Raw genomic sequence first — 26,164 nt, 5'->3', positions numbered from 1 at the left:
CGGCGCTGCACGCTGCTAACGCCCCGCCTTCTCGTGGACGGGGCGTTTTTATAGCGGTTGTGCGCGCAACTAAAAGAGGGTTGGTACGGTTCCAAAGGTCTCTCCACAGGTCTCTCATCGGCTTCACGGCCGCGGGGCTTACGCATGAATGATTTTCTTCCTCAGTTCACCCAGCAGCTCGTCAACGGGCTCACGCTGGGTGCGATCTATGCGCTGATCGCCATCGGCTACACGATGGTCTACGGCATCATCGGCATGATCAACTTCGCTCACGGCGAGATTTACATGATCGGCGCCTATGTGGGCCTCGTCACGCTCACGGCCATCGGCACCTCGGCGGGTTATCCGCTGCCGCTCGTGCTGGGCGCGGCGCTCATCGTCTCGGTGGTGGTCACCGGGCTCTACGGATTCGCGGTCGAGCGCGTGGCGTACCGGCCGCTGCGCGGCGGGCCGCGCCTCGTGCCGCTCATCTCCGCCATCGGCATGTCGATCTTCCTGCAGAACTACGTGCAGATCGGGCAGGGCGCGCGCGACGTGTCCGTGCCGATGCTCATTTCCGGCGCGCTCGACTTCAACATGGGCGGCAACTTCGAAGTGACGGTTCCGTACTCGCGCATGCTGATCGTCGGCGTGACGCTCGTGCTGATGATCGCGCTCACGCTCTTCATCTCGCGCTCGCGCATGGGCCGCGCGTGCCGCGCCTGCGCGGAAGACATGAAGATGGCGAACCTGCTCGGCATCGACACGAACCGCGTGATCTCGTTCACCTTCGTGCTCGGCGCGATGCTCGCGGCGGTGGGCGGCGTGCTGATCGGTCTCACGATCGGCAAGCTCAATCCGTATATCGGCTTCATCGCGGGCATCAAGGCGTTCACGGCCGCGGTGCTGGGCGGCATCGGCAGCATTCCGGGCGCGATGCTCGGCGGCGTGCTGCTCGGTCTCGCCGAAACCTTCGCGTCGGGCTACATGCCTGCGGAGTACAAGGACGTCGTGGCCTTCGGCCTGCTCGTGCTCGTGCTGCTCTTCCGTCCCACCGGCCTGCTCGGCAAGCCGGACGTCGAAAAGGTGTGAGGTCGAAATGAGTCAGACTGTTTCGGTTCGCGTGGCAGCAGTTGGCCCGTCCTCGTCGCAAACGGTGAAAGGCGCGCTCGCCGCCGCCGTGGCGACCATCATCCTCACGGCCCCCATCCTGGGCCTGCAACTCACGCTGGATGGCTATCAGGTCGTGCTGCAGCAGCACTGGCGCCCGGTGTGGATCGCGGCCGCCGTGGTGTTCGTGTTCCAGCTCGTCAAGCCGATGTTCGTGCGCGCCACGAGTCGCGTGCGCTTGCCCCGGGCCCCCGCGCTCGGCGCGCGTCAGCAGCGCGTGGCGATCTGGGTGCTGCTCGCGTTCGGCGCGGTGTTCCCGTTTCTCGGTTCGCGCGGCGCGATCGATGTGGCGACGCTCGCGCTCATCTACGTGATTCTCGGCCTCGGCCTCAATATCGTGGTGGGCTTCGCGGGTCTGCTCGACCTCGGCTACGTGGGCTTCTACGCAGTGGGCGGCTACACGTATGCGCTGCTCAACCAGTACTTCGGCTTCACGTTCTGGGAATGCCTGCCGCTCGCCGCGCTTGCCGCGGCCACCTTCGGCTTCGTGCTCGGCTTCCCGGTGCTGCGCCTGCGCGGCGACTATCTCGCCATCGTCACGCTCGGCTTCGGCGAGATCATCCGCCTCTTGCTCAACAATCTCACGAGCATCACGGGCGGCCCGGACGGCATCTCCAGCATTCCCAAGCCCACCGTGTTCGGCTTCGAAATGGCCCGCCACGCGAGCGTGGAAGGCGCGAAGACGTTCAACGAGTTGATCGGCATCGAGTACAGCGGCGAGCACATGGTGATCTTCCTGTACCTGCTCGCGCTCGTGCTGGTGGCGTTCACGCTGTTCGTCACGAGCCGCCTGCTGCGCATGCCCATGGGCCGCGCCTGGGAAGCGCTGCGCGAAGACGAGATCGCGTGCCGCTCGCTGGGCCTGAACCCCACGCGCATCAAGCTCTCGGCGTTCACGCTGGGCGCGTCGTTCGCGGGTCTCGCCGGTGCGTTCTTCGCGGCGCGCCAGGGGCTCGTCACGCCCGAGTCGTTCACCTTCATCGAGTCGGCGCTGATTCTCGCCGTGGTGGTGCTGGGCGGCATGGGCTCGCAGCTGGGCGTGGTGCTCGCCGCGATCCTGCTCACGGTGCTGCCCGAAGTGGCGCGCGGCTTTGCCGAATACCGCATGCTGATCTTCGGTCTGGTGATGGTGCTGATGATGATGTGGCGTCCGCAGGGCCTGTTGCCCGCGAGCCGTCCGCACGTGGAGTTGCCGCAATGAGTGCACAAGCGTTGTTGAAAGTAGCCGGCTTGCAGATGCGCTTCGGCGGTCTGCTGGCCGTGGACGGCATCGACTTCGACGTGCGTCCGGACGAAGTCTTCGCGATCATCGGGCCGAACGGCGCGGGCAAGACCACGGTGTTCAACTGCGTGGGCGGCTTCTACAAGCCCACCGCGGGCGACATCGTGCTCGAAGGTCACGCCATCACTGGCCAGCCGAGCCACCAGGTCGCGCGCCGCGGCCTCGTGCGCACGTTCCAGAACATTCGCCTCTTCAAACAGTTGACGGTGCTGGAAAACCTCATGGTCGCCCAGCACCTGAAGGTCAACCGCAACATGCTGAGCGGCCTGTTCGCGACGCCCGCCTATCGCCGCGCCGAACGCGCCGCGCTCGAGCATGCTGCGTACTGGCTCGAGCGCGTGGGCCTGAAGCAGGTCGCGAATCGCGAAGCGGGCACGCTGTCGTACGGCCATCAGCGCCGGCTCGAAATCGCGCGCTGCATGATCACCGATCCGCGTCTTCTGATGCTCGACGAACCCGCGGCAGGCTTGAACCCGCAGGAAAAGGTCGAGCTTCAGCAGATGGTGGACGGCCTGCGCAACGAGTTCGGAATCTCCGTACTCCTGATCGAGCACGACATGAGCCTCGTGATGGGCGTGTCGGACCGCATCCTGGTGATGGAGCACGGCAAGCCGATCATGATCGGCAAACCCGACGAAGTGCGCAACGACCCGCGCGTGATCAAGGCCTATCTCGGAGAGGACTGATGCTGAAGCTGGAAAAGGTCCATACCCACTACGGCGCGGTGCAAGCGCTGGCGGGCGTGTCGATCGAAGTGAACAAGGGCGAGATCGTCACGCTGATCGGCAGCAACGGCGCCGGCAAGACCACGCTCATGATGACCGTGTGCGGCACGCCGCGCGCATCCGCGGGGAAAGTGACGTTCGAAGGCGAGGACATCACGCGCATGCCCACGCACGAGATCATGCGCAAGGGCATGGCGATTTCGCCGGAAGGCCGCCGCGTCTTCCCGAGCCTCACGGTGCTCGACAATCTGCAGATGGGCGGCTTCTTCGCCTCGCAGCACGAGATCGATGCGGGCATCGAGCACGTGTTCAAGCTGTTCCCGCGCCTGAACCAGCGTGCGAAGCAGCGCGCGGGCACGATGTCGGGCGGCGAGCAGCAGATGCTCGCCATTGGCCGCGCGCTCATGAGCAAGCCGCGTTTGCTGCTGCTCGACGAGCCCACGCTCGGCCTCGCGCCGCTCGTGATCGCGCAGATCTTCGACATCATCCGCACGATTCGCGAAGAGGGCGTGACGGTGTTCCTCGTCGAGCAGAATGCGAACAAGGCGCTGCACGTGGCCGATCGCGGCTATGTGCTGGAAACCGGACGCGTCGTGCTCGCCGATAGCGCCGACAATCTGCTCGCCAACGACAACATCAAGCGGGCCTACCTGGGCGGTTGATCGTCGCGGACAAGACCGCACTGCGGCCCGCGCCATCCGCGTTCATCGAACGCGGGATGCGCGGGCCGCTTCTTTTGCGTCGACGAAATGTCGAATCAATCGCCGCGTGCAATCGCAAGCTGCGCGATCAAACGCATCAGCTCGGCCTGGCGGCGCGTGGTGGTTTTCGCGAACACGTGATGCAGATGCGTGCGCACCGTCGAGGGCAGCACCTGCAGCACTTCGGCCACGTCCTTAGGGTTGAGGCCCTTGCCGACCTCGCAGGCCACGCGCGCTTCCGCGGGCGTGAGTCCAAACAGCGCGATAAGACGCGTTTCCACGCCGCGCCGCGACGATTGCGGATCGATCACGATGAGCATGGCCGTGCCGGCGCGCGAGCCGTGGGCGAAGTAGTCGGCGTGACGGTGCTCGCCTAGCGGCGAAATGAGCGCCTGCAGCGGTTCGTCGGGCGGCTGGCGGGCGATCAGCATCGCGCCGCCGCTGCGCCCGCGCACGTCGCGCCCCGCGGCTCGCGCAATCAGCGAGCGCAACTGCTGGGTGGCGGCTGCCGTGGCGGCGCTGAGCACGGCGTGTTCGGTGCGCAGCCCGTTTGCGCGCGCGAGCTGCGCCGTGGCGGCGCGATTCGCGAACACGATGTGCGCATCGGCGTCGACGATCAGCACGCCATGCGCGAGCGCGTCGAGTGCGTCCGCGGGGGCATTCGCGCTTTGATCGCGCGAGGCGAGGGTGCGCGCCGTGTGCCGCTGCACGCGCAAGGCATTGCGCAGATGTGGCAGCAGCGTGCGCAGCGCGTCCAGTTCGTCTTCGCTATAGAAGCGTGTTTCATGGCGCAGCGCGCCGAGCACGGCGGCCATATCGCCTTCACGCAGCACGTTGGCGAAGGCCACCGTGTAGAAGCGCTGCGGGCGCACCCACTCCTGCACGAAGGCGCTGCGTTGCAGACTCCCCTGCGAGTGGATCATCGTGTCGGTGACCAGCGTGCCGGCGGCCCAGCGGCGCACCTGCGGCACGAGCGGATCGAAGCCGCCGTAGTGCTGCGCGTACGATTGGGCAAACGAAGCGTCGATGCCGTCCCACTCGGCGAGCGAGAACGTGCTTTCGGGCGGCAGCATGGTGAGATTGACGTGTTGCGCGCCGATGCGTTGCGCGATGCGCGCACACACATCCGGCCAGCGTTGCGCGTCAAAGCCGGCATCGTAGATCGCGTCGATCAGGCCGCCGGTATCATCGGGCTCGCCGTACCGCGCGCGCGCGCTGTGTGCCACAGTATCGATAGCCGCGGCGTGTGCGGCCGTGGTGGGCCCCATGATGGTCTCCAGGCTGGAAATTATCGACGGCAGAAGGCCTCAGGGCAGGCCGCACGAGGCTGCATACAGGGCCATGTGGCACTGCAACGACGCAAGGGGGCGCTCAGGGCTTGAATCCACGTTTGCAAACGGCGGGCGGGAGGGGATGCACTGCAACATCCCGGGGTACCTATTCTGAATGAATAGACGATCAAACCTACGATTCGCTTTCGTCAGAAGAGATTTCGGGTTTCGTTACATCCGATGCATTGCGGGTACTGGACAAGCGCGTCGCGCTCACGATAATTGAGCGTCCAAACAGGCGCGCCGCACGGGGAAAAGGCGGTGCGCGTCAGTGAAAGTCAGAGAAAGCGGAGAGTCTTTGGATGTCTGAAGAGTACGAAGTGCATGGACCGCACGACCACGCGGTCGAACACGCCGCGGCGGGCCATGGCGGCCACGGCGAGGGCGATCCGTTCCCGGGCCGCATGGCGGTGATGACGGCCATCCTCGCTTCGATTGGAGCGATCTTTGCCTACCAGAGCGGCAACAGCGAGAACCAGGCGCTCTACTACAAGAACGAAGCGGCGATCCGCAAGACCGAAGCCGCGAATCAATGGGCTTACTATCAGGCGAAGGGCGAGAAGCAGAACCTCGCGGAACTGGGCGCGCAACTCTCCGCGCTAGCGCCGAATTCGGACGCTGCGCAGAAGCGCTTTGCCGCCGACGCCGACCGTTATCGCCAGCAGAAGGAGCCGATCCGCGCCAAGGCGGAGGCGCTCGAAAAAATCGTCGAGCAGGACGATGCGCTCAGCGAGCACGTGCTGCATGGCCATCATCGCTGGGCACAGGCCACGACGCTCATCCAGATCTCGATCGCGCTTACGGCGATTACGCTGCTTACGCGGCGGCGCTGGCTGCTCAATACGTCGGTGGGCGTCGCGATCGTCGGGGTGGGGCTGGGCGCGTTGGCGTTCTTCGGCGGCTGAGCGCTCACCCGCCGCACACGATCGCCGTGAGCAGCAGCGGCACGACCGATTGCACGGTGGCGTCGCTGTTGGTCTCGCGCACGCGTGAGCGCACCTTCTCCGCAGGCGCGGACACCACCACACCGTAGAGCGGCGAGGTGATCTCCTTGCCGGCGCCGCGCTTGAAGAGCGTGTCGTCGCGGTCGTAGCCGAGCACCACGTAAATGGGGAAGCCGAACGCGCTCAGGCGGCTGCCGCGCACCGGGCTGAACGCGTTGACCGAATTCGCTTCGACGCGGCTCGGCTCGGGCTCGATGGATTTTTCGTCAATCAGCGACGAAATGAATGTGTGAGGATCGGACTTGCAGTCGAACTGCTGGTCGTGTGTGGCGGATTGCGTGGCTTGCGCATGCGCGGCCACCGGGACCAGCAGGGCGGCAAAAGCGGCAAGGCCGCTCAGCGCACTCCGCAGCGTGGCGGCCGGGAGCGCGAATATCACGGGAGTGTAGTGCTTGGTCATAGCTACGAGCAGCAATGCCGAGAGAAGACCGGATGACTCCATTCGACAGCCGGACTTCGTTCGTGTTCAAAGCTTACGGCACATAAATTGCGCGGGCCGTGCGCCCGCGCACATCTTCATGCTGGATGGGGGCGGCTAGAGCATTGACTTCGCCTGGCTCAGGATCTTGTCGCAGACCTGCTTCGTGGCCTCCTCCTTGAGGCCGCCGCCCGTGAGGTCGAGCTTCTGTCCGTTGCCGGCCGTGAGGATGCCGCTCGTGCCCTGCGTATAGCCGCTATCCGTCGTGTTCGCGCCGCCGGGCAGCTTGCCGAGCAGCGAATCCTTCACGTTGCTCGCGGCGTCGGCGTTCAGGTAATTGTTCTTGATGCAGTACTGCAGCACGCCGGTGACATTGCCGAGACTGTTCGAGGTGAGCGAGGGTGCCGAAAGCGAGTTGCCGAGGCCGCCCAGATTGCCGAGCGCGCCCTGTGCCGAACCGCTGTTGCTGCCGCCCTGGTTGAGCAGGTTGCCGAGCTGCGCCTGTGCGGCGCCCCAGGGGGCGAGCAGCGCCAGGGTCATGGTGGCCATCAACGCCGTGGCGATGCGCGGCGTGGCGACGCCCGGAACAGACGTTTGCATACACGAATCTCCGTGGTGGTTCAGTGCGCCCTTACTATAGACGGATTCGTTTAGCCGGCTTCGCTACGTGACGCCGCACGAGCGTTCGGTTGGCGGCGGTGCAACCGCTGCGAGGTGCGACCGCCGGGACTCGCCGTGAACGTTTCATGATGCATCTGATGTTTTCATCGCCATGTCATTTGTTGCGGGCACAACGATAGCGCTGCAGGAGCAAATCTGGCGTTCGTCGAGGCGGATATGTCTTAAGTGGTATGCATGCGTTCGGAATTGCGTAGGGCGCGGTTCGTGTGCCAGCTACGCAACGATTGAACCTGTTACAAGTGTATCTGCGCTGTAAAACACTGCGTTTCAGGCCTTTTTTGGCGATCTTTCCGGCTATTCAAGGTTGAGATTGTTTCGAACCGTAACACTTATTACGGCCCTCCTCATCGGCTGGTTTCAGGTGGTATGCTTCCTGCACAATTCTCCCTTGCACGAGTGAGACCACGTGTATTGCGTCAATACAGTGAAAGAACGCACTGCCAGAGTGCGCATCGCGACGCAAATGAACACGTCATACAAGCATATGGTGCAACCGAGCTAGCCAACGCGGGCAACAAGATCCGCAGGCCAGTGCTCCGTCACTGCAGCCCCGGTCCGGCTGCGTGGAGAACAGCATGAATTTCGAAGAACTGAGCGACGACGAGTGGATGCAGGTGTCTTCGCTCGTGTCAGATGAACCTCCAATCAGGCTCAACCGGCGCGGCCGCCCTCGTGCCGAGCCGCGCGTGGTGGCCAATGCCGTCCTGTGGATTCTCACCACCGGTGAGTCGTGGTCGCGTCTGCCCGCGCGTTATCCGTCCGGGCCTACCTGCCGTCGTCGTTTCGAGGAATGGCACAGTAGCGGCACGCTGATCGAGCTGGTCGAGCTGCTCTCGCAGCGCGGCCGCAAGTTCGTTTATGTGCCGCAGCCGGCGCAGGCCGATGCGCAACCCGTTGCAGTCGCAGTCGAGGAAGTCGCCGAGGACGATGGCCAGCCGGCCGTGTTCTGGAAGAGCCCCGAAGCCTGGCAGGCGCCCGCTGCGCTCGCCGACGCGCCGCTTGCCGATCCCATGGAAAGCATGATGCGTCAGCTCGCGGGCGGCGAAGCGGCATTGCCCGTTTCGATCGACGCGCCTGTCGTGTCGGCCGCAACGAGTGCAACGACTGTTGCGAGTGCGACGCGTTCGCAGAACGATGCGCCGTTCGCACCGTTCTCGCCTTCCCGCGTGAGCAAGCCGGTTGCGACTCGCGCGATGCCGCGCGACGCGTCGCATCGCAGCGCGCATCCGGCGGGCGGCGTGGTACAGGTCGCGGAATGGCGCGGCTATACGATGAGCCTCACCGTGCAGCCCGTGCGCAACCGCATGTTCCGCGGGGCCGTGGAAATTCTCAAGGATGGCAAGCGCATCGAGCGCTCGGGCCTGATCGGGCCGCCGTTCCAGGATCGCGAATCCGCCAGGAATTTCGCCTTCGACTGGGCGCGTGAATGGCTCGATCGCGAAGGCATCGCTGAGTCCGCGTCCGGCGTTTCGTGGCCGGGTTCGCATCCGGCCAAACATGCCGCGTCGAAGAGCGCTGCACCGAGCGCTTCGCAAACGGCGCTGCCCGACGTCGCACCGCACGCGCCCATCCAGGCGCCAGGCGTGACGCGCGGCGATCCGTCCAATGCCGCCGCCGCGCGCGCGTTGCCTCCGGCCGTGCCGGGCAGTGTGCGCCTCGCGCCGCTGCAAGCGCCGGTACAGCGTTACACCGCCACGGGCGCACTGCTCACGGGCAGCGAAGCCAATACGACGTCGTCCGGCACTGCCGAGCGACGCACCGATGGCACGACCGGAACGCGCTACCGCACGCTCTCGCGTTGATCTTGCAAGGCCGCGCGCGCGATGCGCGCGGCCTTCCTGCATGGCCGCTACTGCTTTCTTCACTGCCTGCCGTACTGGTCGTCGAGACGCACGATATCGTCTTCGCCGAGATACGAGCCCGACTGCACCTCGATGATCTCGAGCGGCATCTTGCCCGGATTTTCCAGTCGATGCGACACGCCAAGGGGGATGTACGCTGACTCGTTCTCCGAAACGATGAAGCGTTCTTCCCCACGCGTGACGAGCGCTGTGCCGCGGACGACGACCCAATGCTCGGCGCGATGGTGATGCATCTGCAGCGAGAGACGTGCGCCCGGTTCGACCACGATCCGCTTGACCTGGAAGCGCTCGCCGCTGTCCACGCTGTCGTAGTGACCCCACGGGCGATGCACGAGGCGGTGCGCCACGGCTTCGGTGCGGCGTTCCTGCTTCAGGCGCTGCACGATCTTCTTGACGTCCTGGGCGCGCGAGCGGTCGGCGACGAGCAGGGCGTCCGGGGTCTCCACGACCACGAGGTCCTTCGTGCCGAGGCAGGCCACGAGCCGGCCGTCAGAATGCGCGAAGGTATCGCTGGCGCCTTCGAACATCACGCGGCCGTGCGCGACGTTGCCTTCGTCGTCCTTCGGCGAAACCTGCCAGACGGTGTCCCATGAACCGAGGTCGGTCCAGCCTGCCGTCAGCGGCACGACCACGCCGCTAGCGACCGTCGGGTCGCCGGAGAGCGGTTCCATCACGGCGTAGTCGATCGAGTTCGAAGGCGAACGTGCGAACGCTTCGCTATCCACGCGGAAGAAGTCGCCGTCGGCCTTGCCGTTCTCGATCGATTCCGCGCATGCGGCGTAGATGGCCGGATGGAAATGACGAATCGCCTTGAGCCAGGTCGATGCGCGCACGATGAAAATGCCGCTGTTCCACCAGTAGCGCTGCGAAGCGACGTACTGCTGCGCCAGCTCGAAATAGGGCTTTTCGACGAAACCGTTCAGACGCCGCGCACCGTTGGGTTCGCCATTCGCGAGCGGCTCGCCCACGTGAATGTAGCCATAGCCCACTTCGGGATGCGTAGGCACGATGCCCATCGTCACGATCTGGCCATTCGCGGCATGACGCACGCCGTCGGCCACGGCGTTCTGGAACGCTTCGAGGTCGGCAAGCGCATGGTCGGCCGGCATCACCACGAGAATGCCGTCTTCGTGCTTTGCCGCCACCGACATCGCGGCGATCGTGAGCGCGGGCGCCGTATCGCGGCCCACGGGCTCGAGAATCAGACGCGCCTGCTTGCCCGCCGCGCGAACCTGGTCGGCAGTGGTGAATCGATGTTCTTCATTGCAGACGATCAGCAATTCCTCTGCGAGCGTCACGCGCTCGGCGAGCGCATCGAGGCGGCCCGCGGTGTTGGCCAGCAGCGACTGCTCGCCAACGAGGTTGATCATCTGCTTCGGATATTGCTCGCGCGACAATGGCCACAACCGCGAGCCCGCGCCGCCCGCTAGCACTACAGGGCACACCTGCAATGCACTGCGCGTTTCGGCACGCGTCTGGGACGCTTTTGCCGATGCCGTAGCGGAACCCGTATCCGTCATCTCGCTCTCCTGTAAAAGGTATCGGTGATGCGATTTGTAGCATGCTTAAAATCGTCATAAATCGAGTCGTAAAGAAGAAAACGGAAAATATTCGAATTAAATTTAAATCATGCTTCCGTCACAACAGAATTCAGATAAAAAATTCAATAAAAATTCCGTTGCAGGTCGCCGCAATTTCTTGTTGGAACCCAAATTCAGGCGTCATGGCAGGAAAAATCTGCCGGAATGACCGGGTTGTGAACCAATGCAGGCGTGTGTTCCGGTAATCTTTGCCGACAAAAGCCGCGAAAAAATGGCCCGCAAGGGCCGAAACAATTGGAGATACTTTTAAGGCTTGCGGCCAGAATTTTTATCGCGCCTTATTAGGGTTTATTCGGATCAGAATTCGCGACGCCAGACGTTTTTTTGTGGCGACGCAGTCCCAGAAACTTTTGAAGCGACCGGCCATGATTTGCAGTGCGTGGCCGCGATTCATTTTTTAAACCCGAGGTGCCGGACATGCTCAGCGTTCTAGCCAGAATTTTCGACGTTGCCGCCATCGCCGCTGGAGCGCTGCTCGCGGCCGCCTTGCACCGTGGCCAGCTCGTGCCGCTCACCGACGCGGAGAGCGTGGCGCTCGCGTTCAACTGCGTGCTCGCGATCTGGATGTTCCCGGCATTCGGCATCTACAAGTCGTGGCGCGGCAAGTCGCTCTACGCCCTCTTTGCCCGCGTGTGCGCCGCCTGGCTCGCCGTGGAGGGCACGGGCATCCTGCTGAGCTTCAGCCTGCACCGCGCCGATTCGCTCTCGCGCCTGTGGCTCGCGTACTGGGTCGTCGCCTCGGTGGCGCTCCTGATCCTCTCGAAGGCGCTCGTGCACATGGTGCTGCGTGGCATTCGCCGCGAGGGCTACAACCAGAAGGCCGTGGCGGTGGTGGGCGGTCCGCGCTACGGCCGCTTCCTGATCGAACACATGCGCTTTCACCCGGAAGCGGGCTTTCACCCGGCGCTCGTGTTCGACGAGGACAGCGACGCCGATGGCGCCGCCGCAATCGACGGCGTGCCCGTGGAGCGCAACCTGCAGGCGATGCTCGAGTTCGTGCGCAAGAACGAAGTGCGCGAGCTGTGGCTCGCCTTGCCGATCACCAAGGAGCGCACGATCCATCGCATCGTCACGGCCTTGCGCAACGACTTCGTGAACATTCGCTTCATTCCGGACGTGCGCAGCCTGTCGTTCTTCAGCCAGCCCGTGGTCGATCTGCTCGGCGTGCCGGCCATCAATCTCGCGGCCTCGCCGGTCACGGATCTGCGCGTGCTGCCCAAGCGCGTGTTCGACATCGTGTTCGCGGGCGGCGTGCTGGTCGCGCTCGCGCCGCTGCTGGCCGTGATTGCGCTTGCCGTGAAGCTCACGTCGAAGGGCCCGGTGTTCTTCAAGCAGCGCCGCAAGGGGCTGGATGGCAACGAGTTCGAAATCTACAAGTTCCGCTCGATGAAGGTCCATGCGGAAGTCGCGGGGCAGATCACCCAGGCGCGCCGCAACGATCCGCGTGTGACGCGCGTGGGTGCGTTCCTGCGCCGCACGAGCCTCGACGAGCTGCCGCAGTTCATCAACGTGCTCAAGGGCGAGATGTCGGTGGTGGGGCCGCGCCCGCACGCGCTGGCCCACGACGACATCTACAAGGACCTCGTGCGCGGCTACATGGCGCGCTACCGCATCAAGCCGGGCATCACGGGCTGGGCGCAGGTCAACGGCTTTCGCGGCGAAACCGATCGCGTGGAAAAGATGCGCGACCGCGTGCGCTTCGATCTGCACTACATGCAGCACTGGAGCTTCGCGCTCGACCTGCGCATCGTGGCGATGACCATGTGGAAGGGCTTCGCAGGCCAGAACGCATATTGAGGCGAAGCGAGTGCGCGCGATGCAAATGTGCGCAACGTTTCGCGTGACATGAAGAATCAATCACTTTTGAGGTGGGCATGAATCTGACGATCATTGGCAGCGGTTATGTGGGTCTCGTGACGGGCGCCTGTCTTGCCGACATTGGCAACGACGTGTTTTGCCTCGACGTCGACGAACGCAAGATCGACCTGCTCAATCAGGGCATCGTGCCGATCCACGAGCCGGGCCTGAAGGAAATCATCGAGCGCAATGTGCGCGCGCGCCGGCTGAAGTTCTCGACCGACGTGGAAGCGGCGGTCGCGCACGGCGACGTGCAGTTCATCGCCGTCGGCACGCCGCCCGACGAAGACGGCTCCGCCGACCTGCAATACGTGCTGGCGGCCGCGCGCAACATCGGTCGCCACATGACCGGTTTCAAGGTGGTAGTGGACAAGTCCACGGTGCCGGTGGGCACGGCTGCGCTCGTGCACGACGCGATCGCCTCCGAACTGCGCAAGCGCGGCGAGAGCCACATGTTCTCGGTGGTCTCGAACCCGGAGTTCCTCAAGGAAGGCGCGGCAGTCGAGGACTTCGCGCGGCCCGACCGCATCGTGCTCGGCTGCAACGACGACGTGCCGGGCGAGCGCGCGAAAGAGGTCATGAAGCGCCTGTATGCGCCGTTCAACCGCAATCACGAGCGCACGCTGTACATGGACGTGCATTCGGCCGAATTCACCAAGTACGCGGCCAACGCCATGCTCGCCACGCGCATTTCGTTCATGAACGAACTCGCGAATCTCGCCGACCGCGTCGGCGCCGATATCGAGGCCGTACGCCGCGGCGTGGGCTCGGACCCGCGCATCGGCTACGACTTTCTCTATGCGGGCTGCGGTTATGGCGGCTCGTGCTTCCCGAAAGATGTGAAGGCGCTCATGCGCACTGCCGAGGATTTCGGCGAGCCGCTGCAGATCCTGCGTGCCGTGGAGTCCGTCAATGAAGCGCAGAAGCAGGTGCTCGCCCAGAAGATCGTTACGCGCTTCGGCTCCGACCTCACCGGCCGCACGTTCGGCGTCTGGGGGCTCGCGTTCAAGCCGAACACCGACGACATGCGCGAGGCGCCGAGCCGCACGCTCATCGCCGAACTGCTCGCGCGCGGCGCCACGGTCAAGGCTTACGACCCGGTTGCGACCGCCGAGGCGCAGCGTGTACTCGCGCTCGATCTCGCGCACGCGCCAGAACATCAGGCGCGGCTGTCGTTCGTGAACGACGCGATGGAAGCCGCGAGCGAAGCGGATGCCGTGGTGGTCGCCACCGAATGGAAGGTGTTCAAGGCGCCCGATTTCGAAACGCTGAAGTCGCAGCTGAAGATGCCGATCGTGTTCGACGGCCGCAATCTCTACGAGCCGTCCGCGCTGCAGGAACTCGGCATCGAGTACCACGCCGTGGGCCGTGCGAGCGCGACGCAGGCAAGCCGCGCGCGCGCCGAAACCGCCGCAACGCAGGCAGTGGCCTGAGCGGTGCCGGGCTTCGTGCTTAGCGCCATGTAAAGGAAGGGAGTCACGCGATCATGATCAAGAACGTGCTCATCGTCTGCCACGCCAACGTCTGCCGCTCGCCGGCGGCGGAACAGCTCTTTCGCGAGCGTCTGAGCGAACAGACAGGCTCACGGCCGGATTCGTTTCAATCGGCGGGCCTGCGTGCGCGCGATGGCGACGACATGGACCCCGTGATGCAGTGGCTCCTTGCCGAGCGCGGCGTGAAGGTCGGCGGGCACCAGTCGCGCCGCCTCACCAGCCGCCTCGTGCGCTCCGCAGACCTCGTGCTCGTCACCGAGCGCCGCCAGGTCGCCGCGGTCGAGCGCATTGAACCCACCGCGCGCGGCAAGGTGTACGCGCTCGGTAATTGGGAAAACTCTGATGTCAGCGATCCGCATGGACTCCATGAGTCCGCGTATCGCCAGAGTCTTGAATTGATGGATCGTATGGTTAAGGGATGGTTGAGCCGAATATGCCAATGACAAAACTGAAACTGACGGCGGTGGTCGCGTTGAGCGTCTTCGTTTCCGCGTGCGCGACGGCGCCCGGCAATTATCTCGACACGTCGAGCCTGAAGGAACAGCCGAACAACCAGCCGCAGCAGCAATTCAACGTGACGCTCATCACGCAGCAAGTCGTGCTGCAGCAGGCGCAAGCGGCCGCAGCCCAGCCGAGGGCGCCGCTGCCGCCCTCGAAGTTCTCGAGCGCTGCCGACTACACGTATCACATCGCGCCGCAGGACATTCTTGGCGTGACCGTGTTCGATCACCCCGAGCTGTCGACGCCGCAGGGCTCGACGTTCTCCACGGGCGGCAACACGACGCAGACGGTGGGTCAGGCGCTCACGCAGCCGTATACAAACGCGCTGCCGGGCCAGGCCGACCCGTACGGACAGACCGTGGCCAAGGACGGCACGATCTTCTTCCCGTTCGTGGGCCGCATCATGGCCGCGGGCAAGACGCCCGGCCAGATCCGCGACCAGCTCGCGTCCGGCCTCGGCCCCTATGTGAAGAACCCGCAGGTGGACGTGCGCGTGCTCGCGTACCGCAGCCAGAAGGTGCAGATCACGGGCGACGTGAAGACGCCGGGCCCGCTCTCGATGAGCGACGTGCCGCTCACGCTGGTGGACGCCATCACGCGCTCGGGTGGCACGACCGACAACGCCGACATCAACCGCGTGCGCCTCACGCGCAACGGCAAGCTGTACATCCTCGATGCGAACCGCATGCTCGACGGCGGCGATTCGACTCAGAACGTGCTGCTGCAGGACGGCGACGTCATCAATATTCCGGATCGTTCGGATAGCAGAATTTTCGTGATGGGCGAAGTGAAGACGCCGCTGCAGACGAACCTGATTCGCGGCGACCTCACGATCGCCGACGCGCTCACCCAGGCGGGCGGCATTCTCGATACCGACGCGAACCCGCGCCAGATCTTCGTGATGCGCGGCATGAAGGACAACCCAACGCAGCCAGAGATCTATCGTCTCGACATGACCAAGCCCGACGCGATCATGCTTTCGTCGCAGTTCCAGCTCAAGCCGCTGGATGTGGTGTACGTGGGCACGGCCGCTTCGACGACCTTCAACCGTGTGTTGCAGCAGGTGCTGCCGACCATCCAGACCGTCTTCTATCTGAAGCAGATCGCGAAGTAAGCACGTGATCGAAAAGCTTCGAAAGAGGACCCAGGAGCAACACCTAAACAACGGGATTGAATCGTGACCATACAAGCCAATAGCCAGGCGGCCCCGGCGGCCCGCACCGAGGAAGAGGACGTCGTCCTCGGCCAGTTGCTGCGCGTCATCATCGACGACATCGGCTGGCTCATCGCGATCGCGGCGGCGGTGATCGCCATGGCCGTGTTCTACTGCTTCATCGCCAAGCCGGTCTATACGGCCGACACCCAGGTTCGCGTGGAGCCTTCCGACTACACGTCGCAGGCCCTCACGCAAACGCAAACCGGCGCGAACATCAGCTCCGGATCGTCGACGGGCAGTCTGCCCACCGACGCCGAGATCCAGATGATCAAGAGCCGCAGCGTCGTCGAGCCGGTGGTGAAGCAGTTCAAGCTGAACACCACCGTCACGCCGGTCATGCTGCCGCTGATCGGCAGCCTGTCCGCGCGTCTCGCGACACCGGGCACGCCGGCGCGTCCGTGGTTCGGGTTGAGCAACTGGCTCAGCAATTTCGCGTGGGGCGGCGAAGTCATCAACATCGACTCGATCGAGGTTACGCCCGAGCTCGAAGGCAAGAAGCTCACGCTCACCGCGCTCGACAACGACCGCTACGTGGTTTCGACCCCGGACGGCGCGCGCCTGCTCGAAGGCGCCGTCGGCCAGGTCGAGCAGGGCGGCGGCGTCAAGCTGCTCGTCAACAAGCTCGTTGCGCGTCCTGGCACCCGCTTCAAGGTCGTGCGCCTGAACGACCTCGACGCGATCAGCGGTTTCCAGAACGCGATCCAGGTTCAGGAGCAGGGCAAGCAAACGGGCGTGATCGACATCTCGCTCGAAGACAACGACCCCGAGCACGCGGCAGCAATCGCCAACGCGGTGGCGCAGTCGTATCTGCGCGAGCACGTAGCGACCAAGCAGGCCGACGCGAGCAAGATGCTCGACTTCCTGCGCAGCGAACAGCCGCGCCTGAAGTCGGACCTCGAGAACGCCGAAGCGGCGCTCACGGCTTATCAAAGCAAGTCGGGCTCGATCAACGCGAGCGACGAAGCGAAGATCTATCTCGACGGCAGCGTGCAGTACGAGCAGCAGATTTCGGCGCTGCAACTGCAGATCGCCTCGCTCCAGCAGCGCTTCGGTGACCAGCACCCGGTGCTGATCGCGGCGCGCCAGCAGCTCGCGCAGTTGCAGGGCGAGCGCGCGAAGTACGACACGAAGTTCCGCGACCTGCCGGCAACCGAAGTGAAGGCCGTGCAGCTGCAGCGTGACGCGAAGGTGGCCGAGGACATCTACGTGCTGCTGCTCAACCGCATCCAGGAGCTTTCGGTGCAGCGCGTGGGCACGGGCGGCAACGTGCATATCGTCGATCCGGCCCTGCGCCCAGGCAACCCGTCGAAGCCCAAGAAGCTGCTGATCATCTCGGCGGCGTCGCTGCTCGGCATCATTCTCGGCACGGGCTTTGTGCTCATGCGCCGCAACATGTTCAAGGGCATCGTCGATCCGGACCAGATCGAGCGCTCGTTCCAGCTGCCGGTGTACGGTCTCGTGCCGCTTTCGCCGGAGCAGCTGGCGCTCGAAAAGCGGGCCCCGGTGCGCGGCGGCACGCGTCTGCGTGAAGTGCTCGCGAACTCGCGCCCGAAGGACCTCACGGTCGAAAGCCTGCGTAGCCTGCGCACCTCGCTGCAGTTCAGCGTGATGGACGCGCGCAATCGCGTCGTCATGCTGACGGGTTCGGTGCCGGGCGTGGGCAAGAGCTTCCTCACCGCGAACCTCGCCGTGCTGCTCGCCCATTCGGGCAAGCGCGTGCTGATGATCGACGGCGACATGCGCCGCGGCGCGCTCGAACGCCATCTGGGCGGCCCCCAGGAAAACGGCTTCTCCGAGCTGCTCTCGGGGCAGATTTCGCTGGACGAGGCGATTCGCGCGACCGAAGTGGACAACCTGCACTTCATGTCGTGCGGCCGCCGTCCGCCCAATCCTTCCGAGCTGCTGATGTCGCCGCGTCTAGGCCAGTACCTCGAAGGCCTGTCGAACCGCTACGACGTGCTGCTCATCGACACGCCGCCGGTGCTCGCCGTGACCGATGCCGCCATCATCGGCGGCCATGCGGGCTCGACGTTCCTCGTGCTGCGCTCGGGCATGCACACCGAAGGCGAAATCGCCGACGCGCTCAAGCGTCTGCGCAATGCCGGCGTGCGCGTGCAGGGCGGCGTGTTCAACGGCGTGCCGGCGCGTACGCGCGGCAACTACGGCTATGGCTACGCGAACGTGCGCGAGTATCTCAGCGCATGACGCAGGTGGCCCCATCAAGCACAGCAAAGGAGAACTCGCGATGAAAGTGACCGTGCTCGTGCCGACCTATCGGCGTCCTGACGATCTGTCGCGCTGTCTTTCGGCGCTGCTGCGCCAGCAGCGCGCGCCCGACGAGATCGTGGTGGTGGCGCGTGCCGACGACGAGGCGACGCACGCGTGCCTCGCCGAACACGTCACTCCCCGCGTGCTCAACGTGGAAGTGGCCATCGTCGAGGAGCCGGGGCAGGTGGCGGCGCTCAATCGCGGCATCGAGGCCGCGACGGGCGACGTGATCGCGATTACCGACGACGACGCCGCGCCGCGCGCCGACTGGGTCGCGCGCATTGCGGCGGCCTTCGAGGCCGACCCGAAGCTCGGGGCGCTGGGCGGCCGCGACTGGGTGCATGAAGGCGGCCGCGTGATCGACGGCGAGCGCACGCTGGTGGGCAAGCTGCAGCGCTCGGGCCGCATCATCGGCAACCATCATCTGGGCGCGGGCGGTGCGCGCGAAGTCGATCTGCTCAAGGGTGCGAACATGAGCTATCGACGCGCGGCGATCGGCGACCTGCGCTTCGACCGGCGCCTGCGCGGCACCGGCGCGCAAACGCACAACGACATGGCATTCAGCCTGAGCGTGAAGCGCGCGGGCTGGAAGCTCGTCTACGACCCGCTGGTGGCCGTCGACCATTACCCCGCGCCGCGCCCGGGCGAAGACCCCCGCAACGCGCAGACGCTCGCCTCGATCCGCAACGCCGCCTACAACCTGCATCTGATCCTGCTCGGCCATCTCACGCCGCTGCGCCGCGAAACCGCCTGGTGGTGGTACGCGCTCGTCGGCACGCGGGTGTATCCGGGCCTCGTGCATACCGGCCTGAGCGCCGTGCGCGGCGATTCCGCGGGCGCGGCGTTCGCACGCTGGCGCGCGGTGCGCGGCGGCGCACGAGAGGCGCGCCGCGCGCTCGTTTGACTGGCGCGGCCAACGACTACAGGGAGGACCCCGAATGAGCAGTACGCAAGTCCACGTCCACCTTTTCTATGGCGCCGATCCGCGCCGCTATCGCAAAGGCGAGAACATCGGCAGCCTGTATGGCTACCACCACGCGGAATCTGCGGAATTCGCCCTCAATTACGCGCAGGACGCGAGCGAAAGCACGCCCATGCGCTTCATGCGGCGTGCGCTGAAGGCCGCGGCCGGTTTCGACTTCATTCACGCCTGGCGCAATCGCCGCGCCATTCTGCAGTCCGACGTCATCTGGACGCACACCGAGCAGGAGCATCTGGCTGTGGCGCTGGTGCTGCTGATGAACGCGAAGAAGGGCGGCGCGCGCCCGCTGCTGCTCGCACAAAGCGTGTGGCTGCTCGACCGTTGGCCCGGCTACGGCGCGCTGCGCCGTGCGATCTACAAGCGGCTGCTCAAGCGTGCCGATCTGCTCACCACGCTCGCGAGCGAGAACGCCGCGCTGTGCGGCGAGTATTTCGGGCGCGAGGCGCGTCACGTGCTCTATGGGCTCAATACCAGCGATTTTCCGCTGCGTCCGCCTGCGCAGTGGACGCCGCATACGCCCGTGCGCGTGGCCGCGATCGGCAACGACCGCGATCGCGACTGGACCACGCTCGTCAGCGCGCTCGGCAGCGATTCGCGCTACCAGGTGCGCATCGCCACGCGCCGGCGCATGCCGGCATCGGCGCGCGCGGACAACGTCGAGATCGTGCGCGTTTCCGGCATCAAGCAACAGCACGCGCTGTATGACTGGGCGGACATCATCGTCGTGCCGCTGCGTCCCAACACGCATGCTTCGGGCATCACGGTGATGCTGGAAGCCGCGGCGCTCGGCAAGCCGATGATCGCGACGAAGGTCGGTGCGCTCGAAGATTACTTCGACGACAAGGCCGCCTCGTACGTCGAGCCGTTCAACGCCGAGCAACTGCGCGACGCGGCGAATGCCCTCGTGGCCGACCCGGCGCGGGCGCTCGCCCAGGCGCGCGAGGCCTGCGAGCAGCTGCGCACGCGCGATCTCACGACTGAGCACTTCGCGCGGCAGCACGCGCAGCTCACGCGCGAGATGCTGCACGAGCGCGATGCGCGCAACGGCGAGTCGATCGCGAGCGAACCCCAAGGCCGGGGCGTCGCCGCGCGCGGGATGTGATCATGGACGTCACGACCGCTATCCCCGCACCCGCGCCGGCGAGCCAGCCGGGCCGCCGCCGCGGCGGCCTGCGCAGCCTGCTCGGCCGCGATACGCTGCCGCCGCTCGCCTTGTGGGTATTCACGGTGCTGCTGATCGGCGCGCACCAGGGCACCGTGCTGACGCTGGCGTTTCCCGTGCTGTCGATCGCGGTGGGATTCTGGCTCTACTTCGTGAACCCGGTGCGCTATATCGGCTTCATGTGGTGGCTGTGGTTCCTGAGCCCCGAAGTGCGGCGCCTCGCCGACTACGGCAAGGGCGGCTTCACGCCCACCAGCCTCATTCAGGTCGCGCCGCTCGCCGTCACGATGATCAGCGGTATTTCGCTGCTGCGCTACTACCCGATCCTCGGGCAGCGGCGCGGTCTGCCGCTCCTGCTCGCGCTGCTCGGCATCGGCTATGGGTTCGTGGTGGGCGTGGTGGGCAGCGGCCCGGCCGCGGCGGTCTATGACCTTGCCAACTGGATCTATCCGTTCCTGATCGGCTTTCACATCATGGTGCTCACGCGCCAGTATCCCGAGTGCAGCAAGACCATCATCAACACCTTCATCTACGGCATGCTCGTGATGGGCGCGTATGGTCTCGTGCAGTTCTTCATCATGCCGCCGTGGGATGCGATGTGGATGATCGGCTCGGACATGAACTCGCAGGGCGACCCCGTGCCGCTCGGCGTGCGTGTGTTCAGCACGATGAACTCGTCGGGCCCGTTCGCGTTCGCGATGATGGGCGCGATGGTGTTCGTGATGGCCGCGAAGCATCGGGTGCGCTGGGTCGCGGCGGCGTTCGGCTTTTTCTCGTTCGCGCTCTCGCTCGTGCGCTCCACGTGGGGCGGCTGGGCAATCGCCATGGTGATCCAGCTGATGAAGTCGAGCAACAAGGTGCGCATTCGCATCATCGTCAGCGCGATCGTGCTGGCGGGCGTGTGCGTGCCGCTGCTCACGTTCGGTCCCGTGGCGGACCGCATGCAGCAGCGTCTGAATACGCTCGTGAACCTGAAGGACGACCAGAGCTACGAGGCGCGTAACCAGTTTTATGCCGACTTCGCGAAGAAGGCTTTCACCGACGTGACGGGCGAGGGTCTCGGCGCCACCGGCGCATCGACCAAGCTCTCGAGCAACAACGGCCAGCTCGGCCAATACGGCAGCTTCGACAGCGGCGTGATGAACATTCCGTTCGTGCTGGGCTGGCCCGGCACGCTGCTCTACATGTCGGGCGTGCTGTGGCTGCTCGTGCGCGCGGTGCGCGTGTCGATGCGTTTTCCAGAGGACCGCTACGTGTGCGCGTGCCTGAGCCTCGCGATATCGATCTTCGCCATGCTCGTATTCACCAACTCGCTCGTGGGTACCGGCGGCCTGCTGCTCTTTTCGAGCGTGTTTTCCATTCTCAGCGCGGGGCATTGGGCGAAGCTGCAACGCCGGGCCCCTACCACGGAGGTCTCCGATTGAGAGTCGCAATCGTCACGCATGTCGTGCGCCACAATGACGGCCAGGGCCGCGTCAATCATGAAATCGCGCGCGCCGCGCTCGACGAGGGGTTCGAGGTGACGCTGGTCGCCTCGCATGTCGCGCCGGAGCTGCTTGCCCACCCCAAGGTGAAATGGGTGAATGTGCAACCTTCGCGCGCGTGGCCCACCAACCTGCTGCGCCAGCAGGTATTCGCGGTGAAGAGCGCGCTGTGGCTGCGCCGCAACCGGCGCGCATACGATGTGCTCCATGTGAACGGCTTCATCACCTGGGCGCACGCCGACGTCAACACCGCACACTTCGTGCACGGCGGCTGGGCGCGCAGCAAGTACTACCCGTTCGGTCTCACGCGCGGCGTGTGGTCCGCTTACCAGTTCGTCTACACGCGCGCCAATGCGGTGCTGGAGCGCTGGGCGTATCGGCGCTCGCGCGTGATCGCGGCCGTTTCGCGCAAGGTCGCCGACGAAATTCGCGCGTCGGGCGGCAACCCCGTGGAGCGGCTCGACGTGATCTACAACGGCGTCGATACGCGTGGCTTCTCGGCCGCGAGCGCGGACCGCGCGAAGTTCTCGCTGCCCGCCGACGCGTTCCTGCTGCTCTTCGTGGGCGATCTGCGCACGCCGCGCAAGAACCTCGGCACGGTGCTGCACGCCATGAAGCAGATGCCCGACAACGTGCATCTGGCCGTGGCGGGCTACCTGCCGGGCAGCCCGTATCCCGACCTCGCACGCGAGCTGGGCATCGAGTCGCGGGTGCATTTTCTCGGCCTCGTGCGCGAAATGCCCACGCTCATGCGCTCCGTCGATACCTACGTATTTCCTTCGCGCTACGAAGCAATGAGCCTCTCGCTGCTCGAAGCGATGGCGGCGGGCTTGCCCGTCGTCACCGCGCGTACGGCAGGCGGCGCCGAAATCATCACGCCCGATTGCGGCATCGTGCTCGAAGACCCCGACGACGTGCCCGCGCTCGCCAACGCCGTGAAGACGCTCGCCACCGACACGCCGCGCCGGCTCGCGATGGGCGAGGCGGCGGCGGAACTGGCCACGCAGTTCGGCTGGGCGCGCATGGCCGCGCAGTACATCGCGCTCTACCGGCAACTGGCCGGCGACGCGAGCGAGGCCGTACGCCGCGAAGAACCCGCGTTCGCTGCTGCGACGCTGCCGGGCGGTCAAACGCTCCAGCGCGCAGAGACCCCCCGATAACCGCATACGTGCAGAATGAGGACACGCGATGACCACACAATCCATTCAATCGCTGCAGATCGGCATGCACTGGTTTCCCGAGCGCGCAGGCGGCCTCGACCGCATGTACTACTCGCTCGTCGGCGCGCTGCCCGGCGCGGGCGTGCGCGTGCGCGGCGTCGTGGCCGGCTCGCCCAAGGTGGCCCAGGACAGCGGCGGCGCGATTCACGGCTTCGGCTCCGCTTCGCGCTCGCTGCCGTTTCGCCTCATGGACGCGCGCCGTGCGCTGCGCAGCGAGATTCGCCGCCACCGCCCCGACGTGATTTCCTCGCACTTCGCGCTGTACACCTTCCCCGGGCTCGACGTCACGCGCGGCATTCCGCAGGTTTCGCACTTCCAGGGCCCGTGGGCCGACGAAAGTTTCGTGGAAGGTGCGGCCACGCTGAGCCAGCGCATCAAGCACTCGCTGGAGCAGTCGGTGTATGAGCGCTCCTCGCGGCTCATCGTGCTGTCGAAGGCGTTTGGCGACATTCTCACGCGCCGCTACGCTATTTCGCCCGAGCGCGTGCGCATCGTGCCGGGCTGCGTGGATACGGCGCATTTCGACCCGGCCTGCACGACGGCGGAAGCGCGCCTGAAGCTCCAGTTGCCGCAAGGCCGCCCGATCATCCTCGCCGTGCGCCGCCTCGTGCGCCGCATGGGCCTCGAAGACCTGATCGACGCGATCAAGATGGTGAAGCAACGCCACCCGGACGTGCTCCTGCTGATCGCGGGGCGAGGCCGTCTGGAGTCCGAACTTCAGCAGCGTATCGACGAAGCAGGGTTGGCTGACAACGTGAAGCTGCTCGGTTTCGTGCCCGACGCGCACCTGCCCTCGCTCTATCGCGCGGCCACGCTGAGCGTGGTGCCGACAGTGGCGCTGGAGGGCTTCGGCCTGATCACGGTGGAGTCGCTTTCCGCGGGTACGCCGGTTCTGGTGACACCCGTGGGCGGTCTGCCGGAGGCGGTGGCGGGTCTGTCGCAAGATCTCGTGCTGCCGAGCACGGGCGCGAACGCGATCGCCGATGGCATCGACGGCGCGCTTTCGGGCCGCATCAAGCTGCCGGATGAAGAGGCATGCAAGGCGTACGCGCGCGAGCACTTCGACAACGCCGTGATCGCGAAGCGCGTGGCCGGTGTGTACGCGGAAGCGATTGCCGCTCACTGAAGCGGGTCGATCGACCCAAAGAAAACCGCCGCTCGGGAGAGCGGCGGTTGATTTGTAGAACGAGAGCAGGCAAGCAGCGCTATTGCGTTTCGAGCACGCGTTCGCGGGCCTCTTCGTACATCCAGCGCAAGGTTTCTTCGAGGTGTTTGCGCGAGCTGTCGCCAACGATGGAACGCAGCTTCGCATTCGACCCGATCAGCTGACGCACCTCGTTGGCGCGCACGAACCGCGGATCGACATGCACCTCGATCTCGTAGCCGGCGATGCGCGCGAGCATGTCGAGCAGCGCACCGAGCGTCTGACCGCTGCCCGAGCAGACGTTGACGGTGGTGCCGCGCGGCGCGACTTCGACGAGCCGCGCATAGGCGTTCACCACGTCGCGCACATCGGAGAAGTCCCGGGCCACGTGGAGGTTGCCGAGCGAGATCTCTTTTTCGCCGCGTGCGTAGTGCTCGACGATCTTCGGGATCAGGAAGTCCGGCGACTGGCCTACGCCCGTGTAGTTGAACGGGCGCGCGATGATGATCGGCAACTGCGCCTGAAAGCGCCTCGCGACGTATTCCATCGCGAGCTTGCTGACCGCGTAGTCGTTGGCGGGTTGGGGATCGACCTGTTCGTCGATCACGCCGTTCGTGGCGTTGCCGTAGACGTTCGCGCTGCTGGCCAGCAAGACGGCGCGCGGCACGTGCTTCTGCTGCGCGAGTGCCTCGAGCAGATTGCGGGTGCCGACGATGTTCACGACGTAGGTGCGTGCCACGTCGCTGTCGGCCACGTGGGCCACTGCGGCGAGATGCACGACCACGTCGGGCTGTACGGTTTCGAGCGCATGGGCGATCGCGGCGCGGTCGAGCAAGTCGGCCTCGATTGCGGTGGCGCCGAACGGGAAGGCTTCCGCGTCCAGCGATTCGCCCGTCCGCACGGTGCCCCACACGCGGTAGCCGTCCGCCGCGAGGCGGGCGGCCATATAGCGGCCCGTAAAGCCGCCAATGCCCGTGATGAGCGCGCGCGGACGGCTAGCGGGCTCAGAATGTGTCATGGCGTTCGTTACGCGCAAGGTCGGCCGTGACCATCATCTGGCAGAGCTGCTCAAGCGAAGTCTGCGGTTTCCAGCCGAGTTTCTCCTGCGCCTTGGTCGCGTCACCGATGAGCAGATCGACTTCGGCGGGGCGGTAGTAGCGCGGGCTCACGCGCACGAGCGTGCGGCCCGTGGCGACGCAGATGCCGGTTTCGCGCTCGCCCTTGCCCGACCATTCGAGCTGGAAACCGGCGGCGGCGAAGGCCATCTTCACGAAGTCGCGCACGGTTTCGGTGCGGCCCGTGGCGAGCACGTAGGTGTCGGGCTCGTCGGCCTGCAGCATGCGCCACATGCCCTCGACGTATTCGGAGGCGTAGCCCCAGTCGCGCTTGGCGTCGAGGTTGCCGAGTTCGAGCATGTTCAGCTTGCCGAGCTTGATCTTGGCGACGCTGTCGGTGATCTTGCGCGTGACGAACTCGCGCCCGCGCAGCGGCGACTCGTGGTTGAAGAGAATGCCGCTCGTCGCGAAGATGTCGTAGGACTCGCGGTAGTTGACCGTGGACCAGTGCGCGAACAGCTTGGCCACGCCATAGGGGCTGCGCGGATAGAACGGCGTGTCCTCGCATTGCGGAATGGCCTGGACCTTGCCGAACATTTCGGAGGTCGAAGCCTGGTAGAAACGCGCCTTCGGATTTACGACGCGAATCGCTTCGAGCATGTTCAGCACGCCGATGCCGGTGACTTCGGCGGTCGTGGCGGGCTGGTCGAACGACACGCCCACGAAGCTCTGGGCGGCGAGGTTGTAGACCTCCTGCGCCTGGGCGCGTTCGACGAGGCGCAGGGTCGAGCCCGCGTCCGTGAGGTCGTGTTCGACGAGGTCGAGCGACGGATGGTCGAGGATCCCCAGCTCGTTCATGCGCCAGAAGTTGACGGAACTGGTGCGGCGATAGGTGCCCGTGACGTTGTAGCCCTTGTCGAGCAGAAGACGCGTGAGGTAGGCGCCGTCCTGGCCGGAAACACCGGTGATGATCGCTTTGCGACGTTCGTTCATGTGATGTGCCTTTGAAGTATCGAACGGGATTCAGG

At 65.3% G+C, this 26,164-nt stretch carries 22 protein-coding genes; 16 read left to right on the top strand and 6 right to left on the bottom strand.

Annotated elements, in window-relative coordinates:
* Positions 1–144 precede the first annotated feature (144 nt).
* From livH to BFD71_RS20080, 4 genes are read left to right on the top strand one after another with little or no spacing between them, the layout of a single operon-like run.
* On the top strand, positions 145–1,071 hold the full coding sequence (gene livH, locus BFD71_RS20095; protein WP_069266061.1) for a high-affinity branched-chain amino acid ABC transporter permease LivH: 927 nt from the start codon (positions 145–147) through the stop codon (positions 1,069–1,071).
* A gap of 7 nt (positions 1,072–1,078) precedes the next feature.
* Positions 1,079–2,350, top strand: coding sequence for a high-affinity branched-chain amino acid ABC transporter permease LivM (locus tag BFD71_RS20090; protein ID WP_069266060.1), 1,272 nt, complete (start codon positions 1,079–1,081; stop codon positions 2,348–2,350).
* Positions 2,347–3,117, top strand: a complete 771-nt coding sequence (livG, locus tag BFD71_RS20085) for a high-affinity branched-chain amino acid ABC transporter ATP-binding protein LivG (protein WP_069266059.1) — start codon at positions 2,347–2,349, stop codon at positions 3,115–3,117. The genes BFD71_RS20090 and livG overlap by 4 nt, the downstream gene beginning before the upstream one ends.
* The gene (locus BFD71_RS20080) at positions 3,117–3,818 is read left to right on the top strand and encodes an ABC transporter ATP-binding protein (protein ID WP_069266058.1); all 702 of its coding nucleotides are present in this window, start codon (positions 3,117–3,119) and stop codon (positions 3,816–3,818) included. The genes livG and BFD71_RS20080 overlap by 1 nt, the downstream gene beginning before the upstream one ends.
* A gap of 95 nt (positions 3,819–3,913) precedes the next feature.
* Here the strand turns inward: BFD71_RS20080 and BFD71_RS20075 are convergent, their stop codons facing one another.
* On the bottom strand, positions 3,914–5,125 hold the full coding sequence (locus BFD71_RS20075) for a helix-turn-helix transcriptional regulator (protein ID WP_069266057.1): 1,212 nt from the start codon (positions 5,123–5,125) through the stop codon (positions 3,914–3,916).
* Between the two features lie 365 nt (positions 5,126–5,490).
* Between BFD71_RS20075 and BFD71_RS20065 the strand changes: the two genes are divergently transcribed.
* Complete coding sequence (locus tag BFD71_RS20065) at positions 5,491–6,093, top strand: DUF4337 domain-containing protein (protein WP_069266055.1); 603 nt, start codon at positions 5,491–5,493, stop codon at positions 6,091–6,093.
* A gap of 4 nt (positions 6,094–6,097) precedes the next feature.
* Here the strand turns inward: BFD71_RS20065 and BFD71_RS20060 are convergent, their stop codons facing one another.
* Together BFD71_RS20060 and BFD71_RS20055 are read right to left on the bottom strand one after the other, a co-directional pair.
* Positions 6,098–6,634, bottom strand: coding sequence for a hypothetical protein (locus BFD71_RS20060; protein ID WP_256094817.1), 537 nt, complete (start codon positions 6,632–6,634; stop codon positions 6,098–6,100).
* A 93-nt stretch (positions 6,635–6,727) separates the two neighbouring features.
* On the bottom strand, positions 6,728–7,210 hold the full coding sequence (locus tag BFD71_RS20055; protein ID WP_069266054.1) for a DUF2501 domain-containing protein: 483 nt from the start codon (positions 7,208–7,210) through the stop codon (positions 6,728–6,730).
* A gap of 656 nt (positions 7,211–7,866) precedes the next feature.
* Here BFD71_RS20055 and BFD71_RS20050 point away from each other — a divergent pair.
* Complete coding sequence (locus tag BFD71_RS20050) at positions 7,867–9,093, top strand: transposase (protein ID WP_069266053.1); 1,227 nt, start codon at positions 7,867–7,869, stop codon at positions 9,091–9,093.
* A gap of 59 nt (positions 9,094–9,152) precedes the next feature.
* Here BFD71_RS20050 and BFD71_RS20045 read toward each other — a convergent pair whose 3' ends face one another.
* Positions 9,153–10,673: a mannose-1-phosphate guanylyltransferase/mannose-6-phosphate isomerase gene (locus BFD71_RS20045; RefSeq protein ID WP_069266052.1), complete on the bottom strand. Its 1,521-nt coding sequence runs from the start codon at positions 10,671–10,673 to the stop codon at positions 9,153–9,155.
* 498 nt (positions 10,674–11,171) lie between these two features.
* On the opposite strand from BFD71_RS20045, the gene BFD71_RS20040 reads away from it, so the two are divergent.
* The 10 genes from BFD71_RS20040 to BFD71_RS19995 all read left to right on the top strand — a co-directional run bounded on the left by BFD71_RS20040 (position 11,172) and on the right by BFD71_RS19995 (position 24,063).
* Positions 11,172–12,551, top strand: coding sequence for an undecaprenyl-phosphate glucose phosphotransferase (locus BFD71_RS20040; RefSeq protein WP_069266051.1), 1,380 nt, complete (start codon positions 11,172–11,174; stop codon positions 12,549–12,551).
* Between the two features lie 77 nt (positions 12,552–12,628).
* Positions 12,629–14,044: a UDP-glucose dehydrogenase family protein gene (locus BFD71_RS20035; protein ID WP_069266050.1), complete on the top strand. Its 1,416-nt coding sequence runs from the start codon at positions 12,629–12,631 to the stop codon at positions 14,042–14,044.
* Between the two features lie 53 nt (positions 14,045–14,097).
* Positions 14,098–14,547 carry an arsenate reductase/protein-tyrosine-phosphatase family protein gene (locus BFD71_RS20030; RefSeq protein WP_069266049.1) on the top strand — a complete coding sequence of 150 codons (450 nt, stop codon included), beginning with the start codon at positions 14,098–14,100 and terminating at the stop codon, positions 14,545–14,547.
* A complete protein-coding gene (locus tag BFD71_RS20025) occupies positions 14,544–15,719 on the top strand; it encodes a polysaccharide biosynthesis/export family protein (protein ID WP_069266048.1) in 1,176 nt (391 codons plus the stop codon). The genes BFD71_RS20030 and BFD71_RS20025 overlap by 4 nt, the downstream gene beginning before the upstream one ends.
* Before the next feature lie 60 nt (positions 15,720–15,779).
* The gene (locus BFD71_RS20020) at positions 15,780–18,026 is read left to right on the top strand and encodes a polysaccharide biosynthesis tyrosine autokinase (protein ID WP_069266047.1); all 2,247 of its coding nucleotides are present in this window, start codon (positions 15,780–15,782) and stop codon (positions 18,024–18,026) included.
* A gap of 40 nt (positions 18,027–18,066) precedes the next feature.
* Positions 18,067–18,993: a glycosyltransferase family 2 protein gene (locus tag BFD71_RS20015; protein WP_069266046.1), complete on the top strand. Its 927-nt coding sequence runs from the start codon at positions 18,067–18,069 to the stop codon at positions 18,991–18,993.
* A gap of 34 nt (positions 18,994–19,027) precedes the next feature.
* Entirely contained in the window at positions 19,028–20,173 is a 1,146-nt protein-coding gene (locus BFD71_RS20010; RefSeq protein ID WP_069266045.1) for a glycosyltransferase, read from the top strand.
* Positions 20,174–20,175: 2 nt separating this feature from the next.
* A complete protein-coding gene (locus BFD71_RS20005; protein WP_069266044.1) occupies positions 20,176–21,657 on the top strand; it encodes a glucose-6-phosphate isomerase in 1,482 nt (493 codons plus the stop codon).
* On the top strand, positions 21,654–22,877 hold the full coding sequence (locus tag BFD71_RS20000) for a glycosyltransferase family 4 protein (protein ID WP_083245355.1): 1,224 nt from the start codon (positions 21,654–21,656) through the stop codon (positions 22,875–22,877). The genes BFD71_RS20005 and BFD71_RS20000 overlap by 4 nt, the downstream gene beginning before the upstream one ends.
* Positions 22,878–22,905: 28 nt before the next feature.
* A complete protein-coding gene (locus BFD71_RS19995; RefSeq protein WP_069266043.1) occupies positions 22,906–24,063 on the top strand; it encodes a glycosyltransferase family 4 protein in 1,158 nt (385 codons plus the stop codon).
* A gap of 79 nt (positions 24,064–24,142) precedes the next feature.
* Here the strand turns inward: BFD71_RS19995 and BFD71_RS19990 are convergent, their stop codons facing one another.
* Both BFD71_RS19990 and gmd read right to left on the bottom strand, forming a co-directional pair.
* The gene (locus tag BFD71_RS19990) at positions 24,143–25,099 is read right to left on the bottom strand and encodes a GDP-mannose 4,6-dehydratase (protein WP_069266042.1); all 957 of its coding nucleotides are present in this window, start codon (positions 25,097–25,099) and stop codon (positions 24,143–24,145) included.
* Positions 25,086–26,129, bottom strand: coding sequence for a GDP-mannose 4,6-dehydratase (gmd, locus tag BFD71_RS19985; protein WP_069266041.1), 1,044 nt, complete (start codon positions 26,127–26,129; stop codon positions 25,086–25,088). The genes BFD71_RS19990 and gmd overlap by 14 nt, the downstream gene beginning before the upstream one ends.
* Between the last annotated feature and the right edge of the window lie 35 nt (positions 26,130–26,164).

Origin of the sequence: Paraburkholderia nodosa (assembly GCF_001718195.1) — a bacterium.
Taxonomy (GTDB): Bacteria; Pseudomonadota; Gammaproteobacteria; order Burkholderiales; family Burkholderiaceae; genus Paraburkholderia; species Paraburkholderia nodosa_A.
Note: the sequence above shows the minus strand (reverse complement) of the source record. Positions and strands in the feature narration are given on the sequence as shown.

Coding starts and splice junctions, on each gene's coding strand:
- livH (WP_069266061.1), top strand. CDS start 145: ATGAATGATTTTCTTCCTCAGTTCACCCAGCAGCTCGTCAACGGGCTC.
- BFD71_RS20090 (WP_069266060.1), top strand. CDS start 1,079: ATGAGTCAGACTGTTTCGGTTCGCGTGGCAGCAGTTGGCCCGTCCTCG.
- livG (WP_069266059.1), top strand. CDS start 2,347: ATGAGTGCACAAGCGTTGTTGAAAGTAGCCGGCTTGCAGATGCGCTTC.
- BFD71_RS20080 (WP_069266058.1), top strand. CDS start 3,117: ATGCTGAAGCTGGAAAAGGTCCATACCCACTACGGCGCGGTGCAAGCG.
- BFD71_RS20075 (WP_069266057.1), bottom strand. CDS start 5,125: ATGGGGCCCACCACGGCCGCACACGCCGCGGCTATCGATACTGTGGCA.
- BFD71_RS20065 (WP_069266055.1), top strand. CDS start 5,491: ATGTCTGAAGAGTACGAAGTGCATGGACCGCACGACCACGCGGTCGAA.
- BFD71_RS20060 (WP_256094817.1), bottom strand. CDS start 6,634: ATGGAGTCATCCGGTCTTCTCTCGGCATTGCTGCTCGTAGCTATGACC.
- BFD71_RS20055 (WP_069266054.1), bottom strand. CDS start 7,210: ATGCAAACGTCTGTTCCGGGCGTCGCCACGCCGCGCATCGCCACGGCG.
- BFD71_RS20050 (WP_069266053.1), top strand. CDS start 7,867: ATGAATTTCGAAGAACTGAGCGACGACGAGTGGATGCAGGTGTCTTCG.
- BFD71_RS20045 (WP_069266052.1), bottom strand. CDS start 10,673: ATGACGGATACGGGTTCCGCTACGGCATCGGCAAAAGCGTCCCAGACG.
- BFD71_RS20040 (WP_069266051.1), top strand. CDS start 11,172: ATGCTCAGCGTTCTAGCCAGAATTTTCGACGTTGCCGCCATCGCCGCT.
- BFD71_RS20035 (WP_069266050.1), top strand. CDS start 12,629: ATGAATCTGACGATCATTGGCAGCGGTTATGTGGGTCTCGTGACGGGC.
- BFD71_RS20030 (WP_069266049.1), top strand. CDS start 14,098: ATGATCAAGAACGTGCTCATCGTCTGCCACGCCAACGTCTGCCGCTCG.
- BFD71_RS20025 (WP_069266048.1), top strand. CDS start 14,544: ATGACAAAACTGAAACTGACGGCGGTGGTCGCGTTGAGCGTCTTCGTT.
- BFD71_RS20015 (WP_069266046.1), top strand. CDS start 18,067: ATGAAAGTGACCGTGCTCGTGCCGACCTATCGGCGTCCTGACGATCTG.
- BFD71_RS20010 (WP_069266045.1), top strand. CDS start 19,028: ATGAGCAGTACGCAAGTCCACGTCCACCTTTTCTATGGCGCCGATCCG.
- BFD71_RS20005 (WP_069266044.1), top strand. CDS start 20,176: ATGGACGTCACGACCGCTATCCCCGCACCCGCGCCGGCGAGCCAGCCG.
- BFD71_RS19995 (WP_069266043.1), top strand. CDS start 22,906: ATGACCACACAATCCATTCAATCGCTGCAGATCGGCATGCACTGGTTT.
- BFD71_RS19990 (WP_069266042.1), bottom strand. CDS start 25,099: ATGACACATTCTGAGCCCGCTAGCCGTCCGCGCGCGCTCATCACGGGC.
- gmd (WP_069266041.1), bottom strand. CDS start 26,129: ATGAACGAACGTCGCAAAGCGATCATCACCGGTGTTTCCGGCCAGGAC.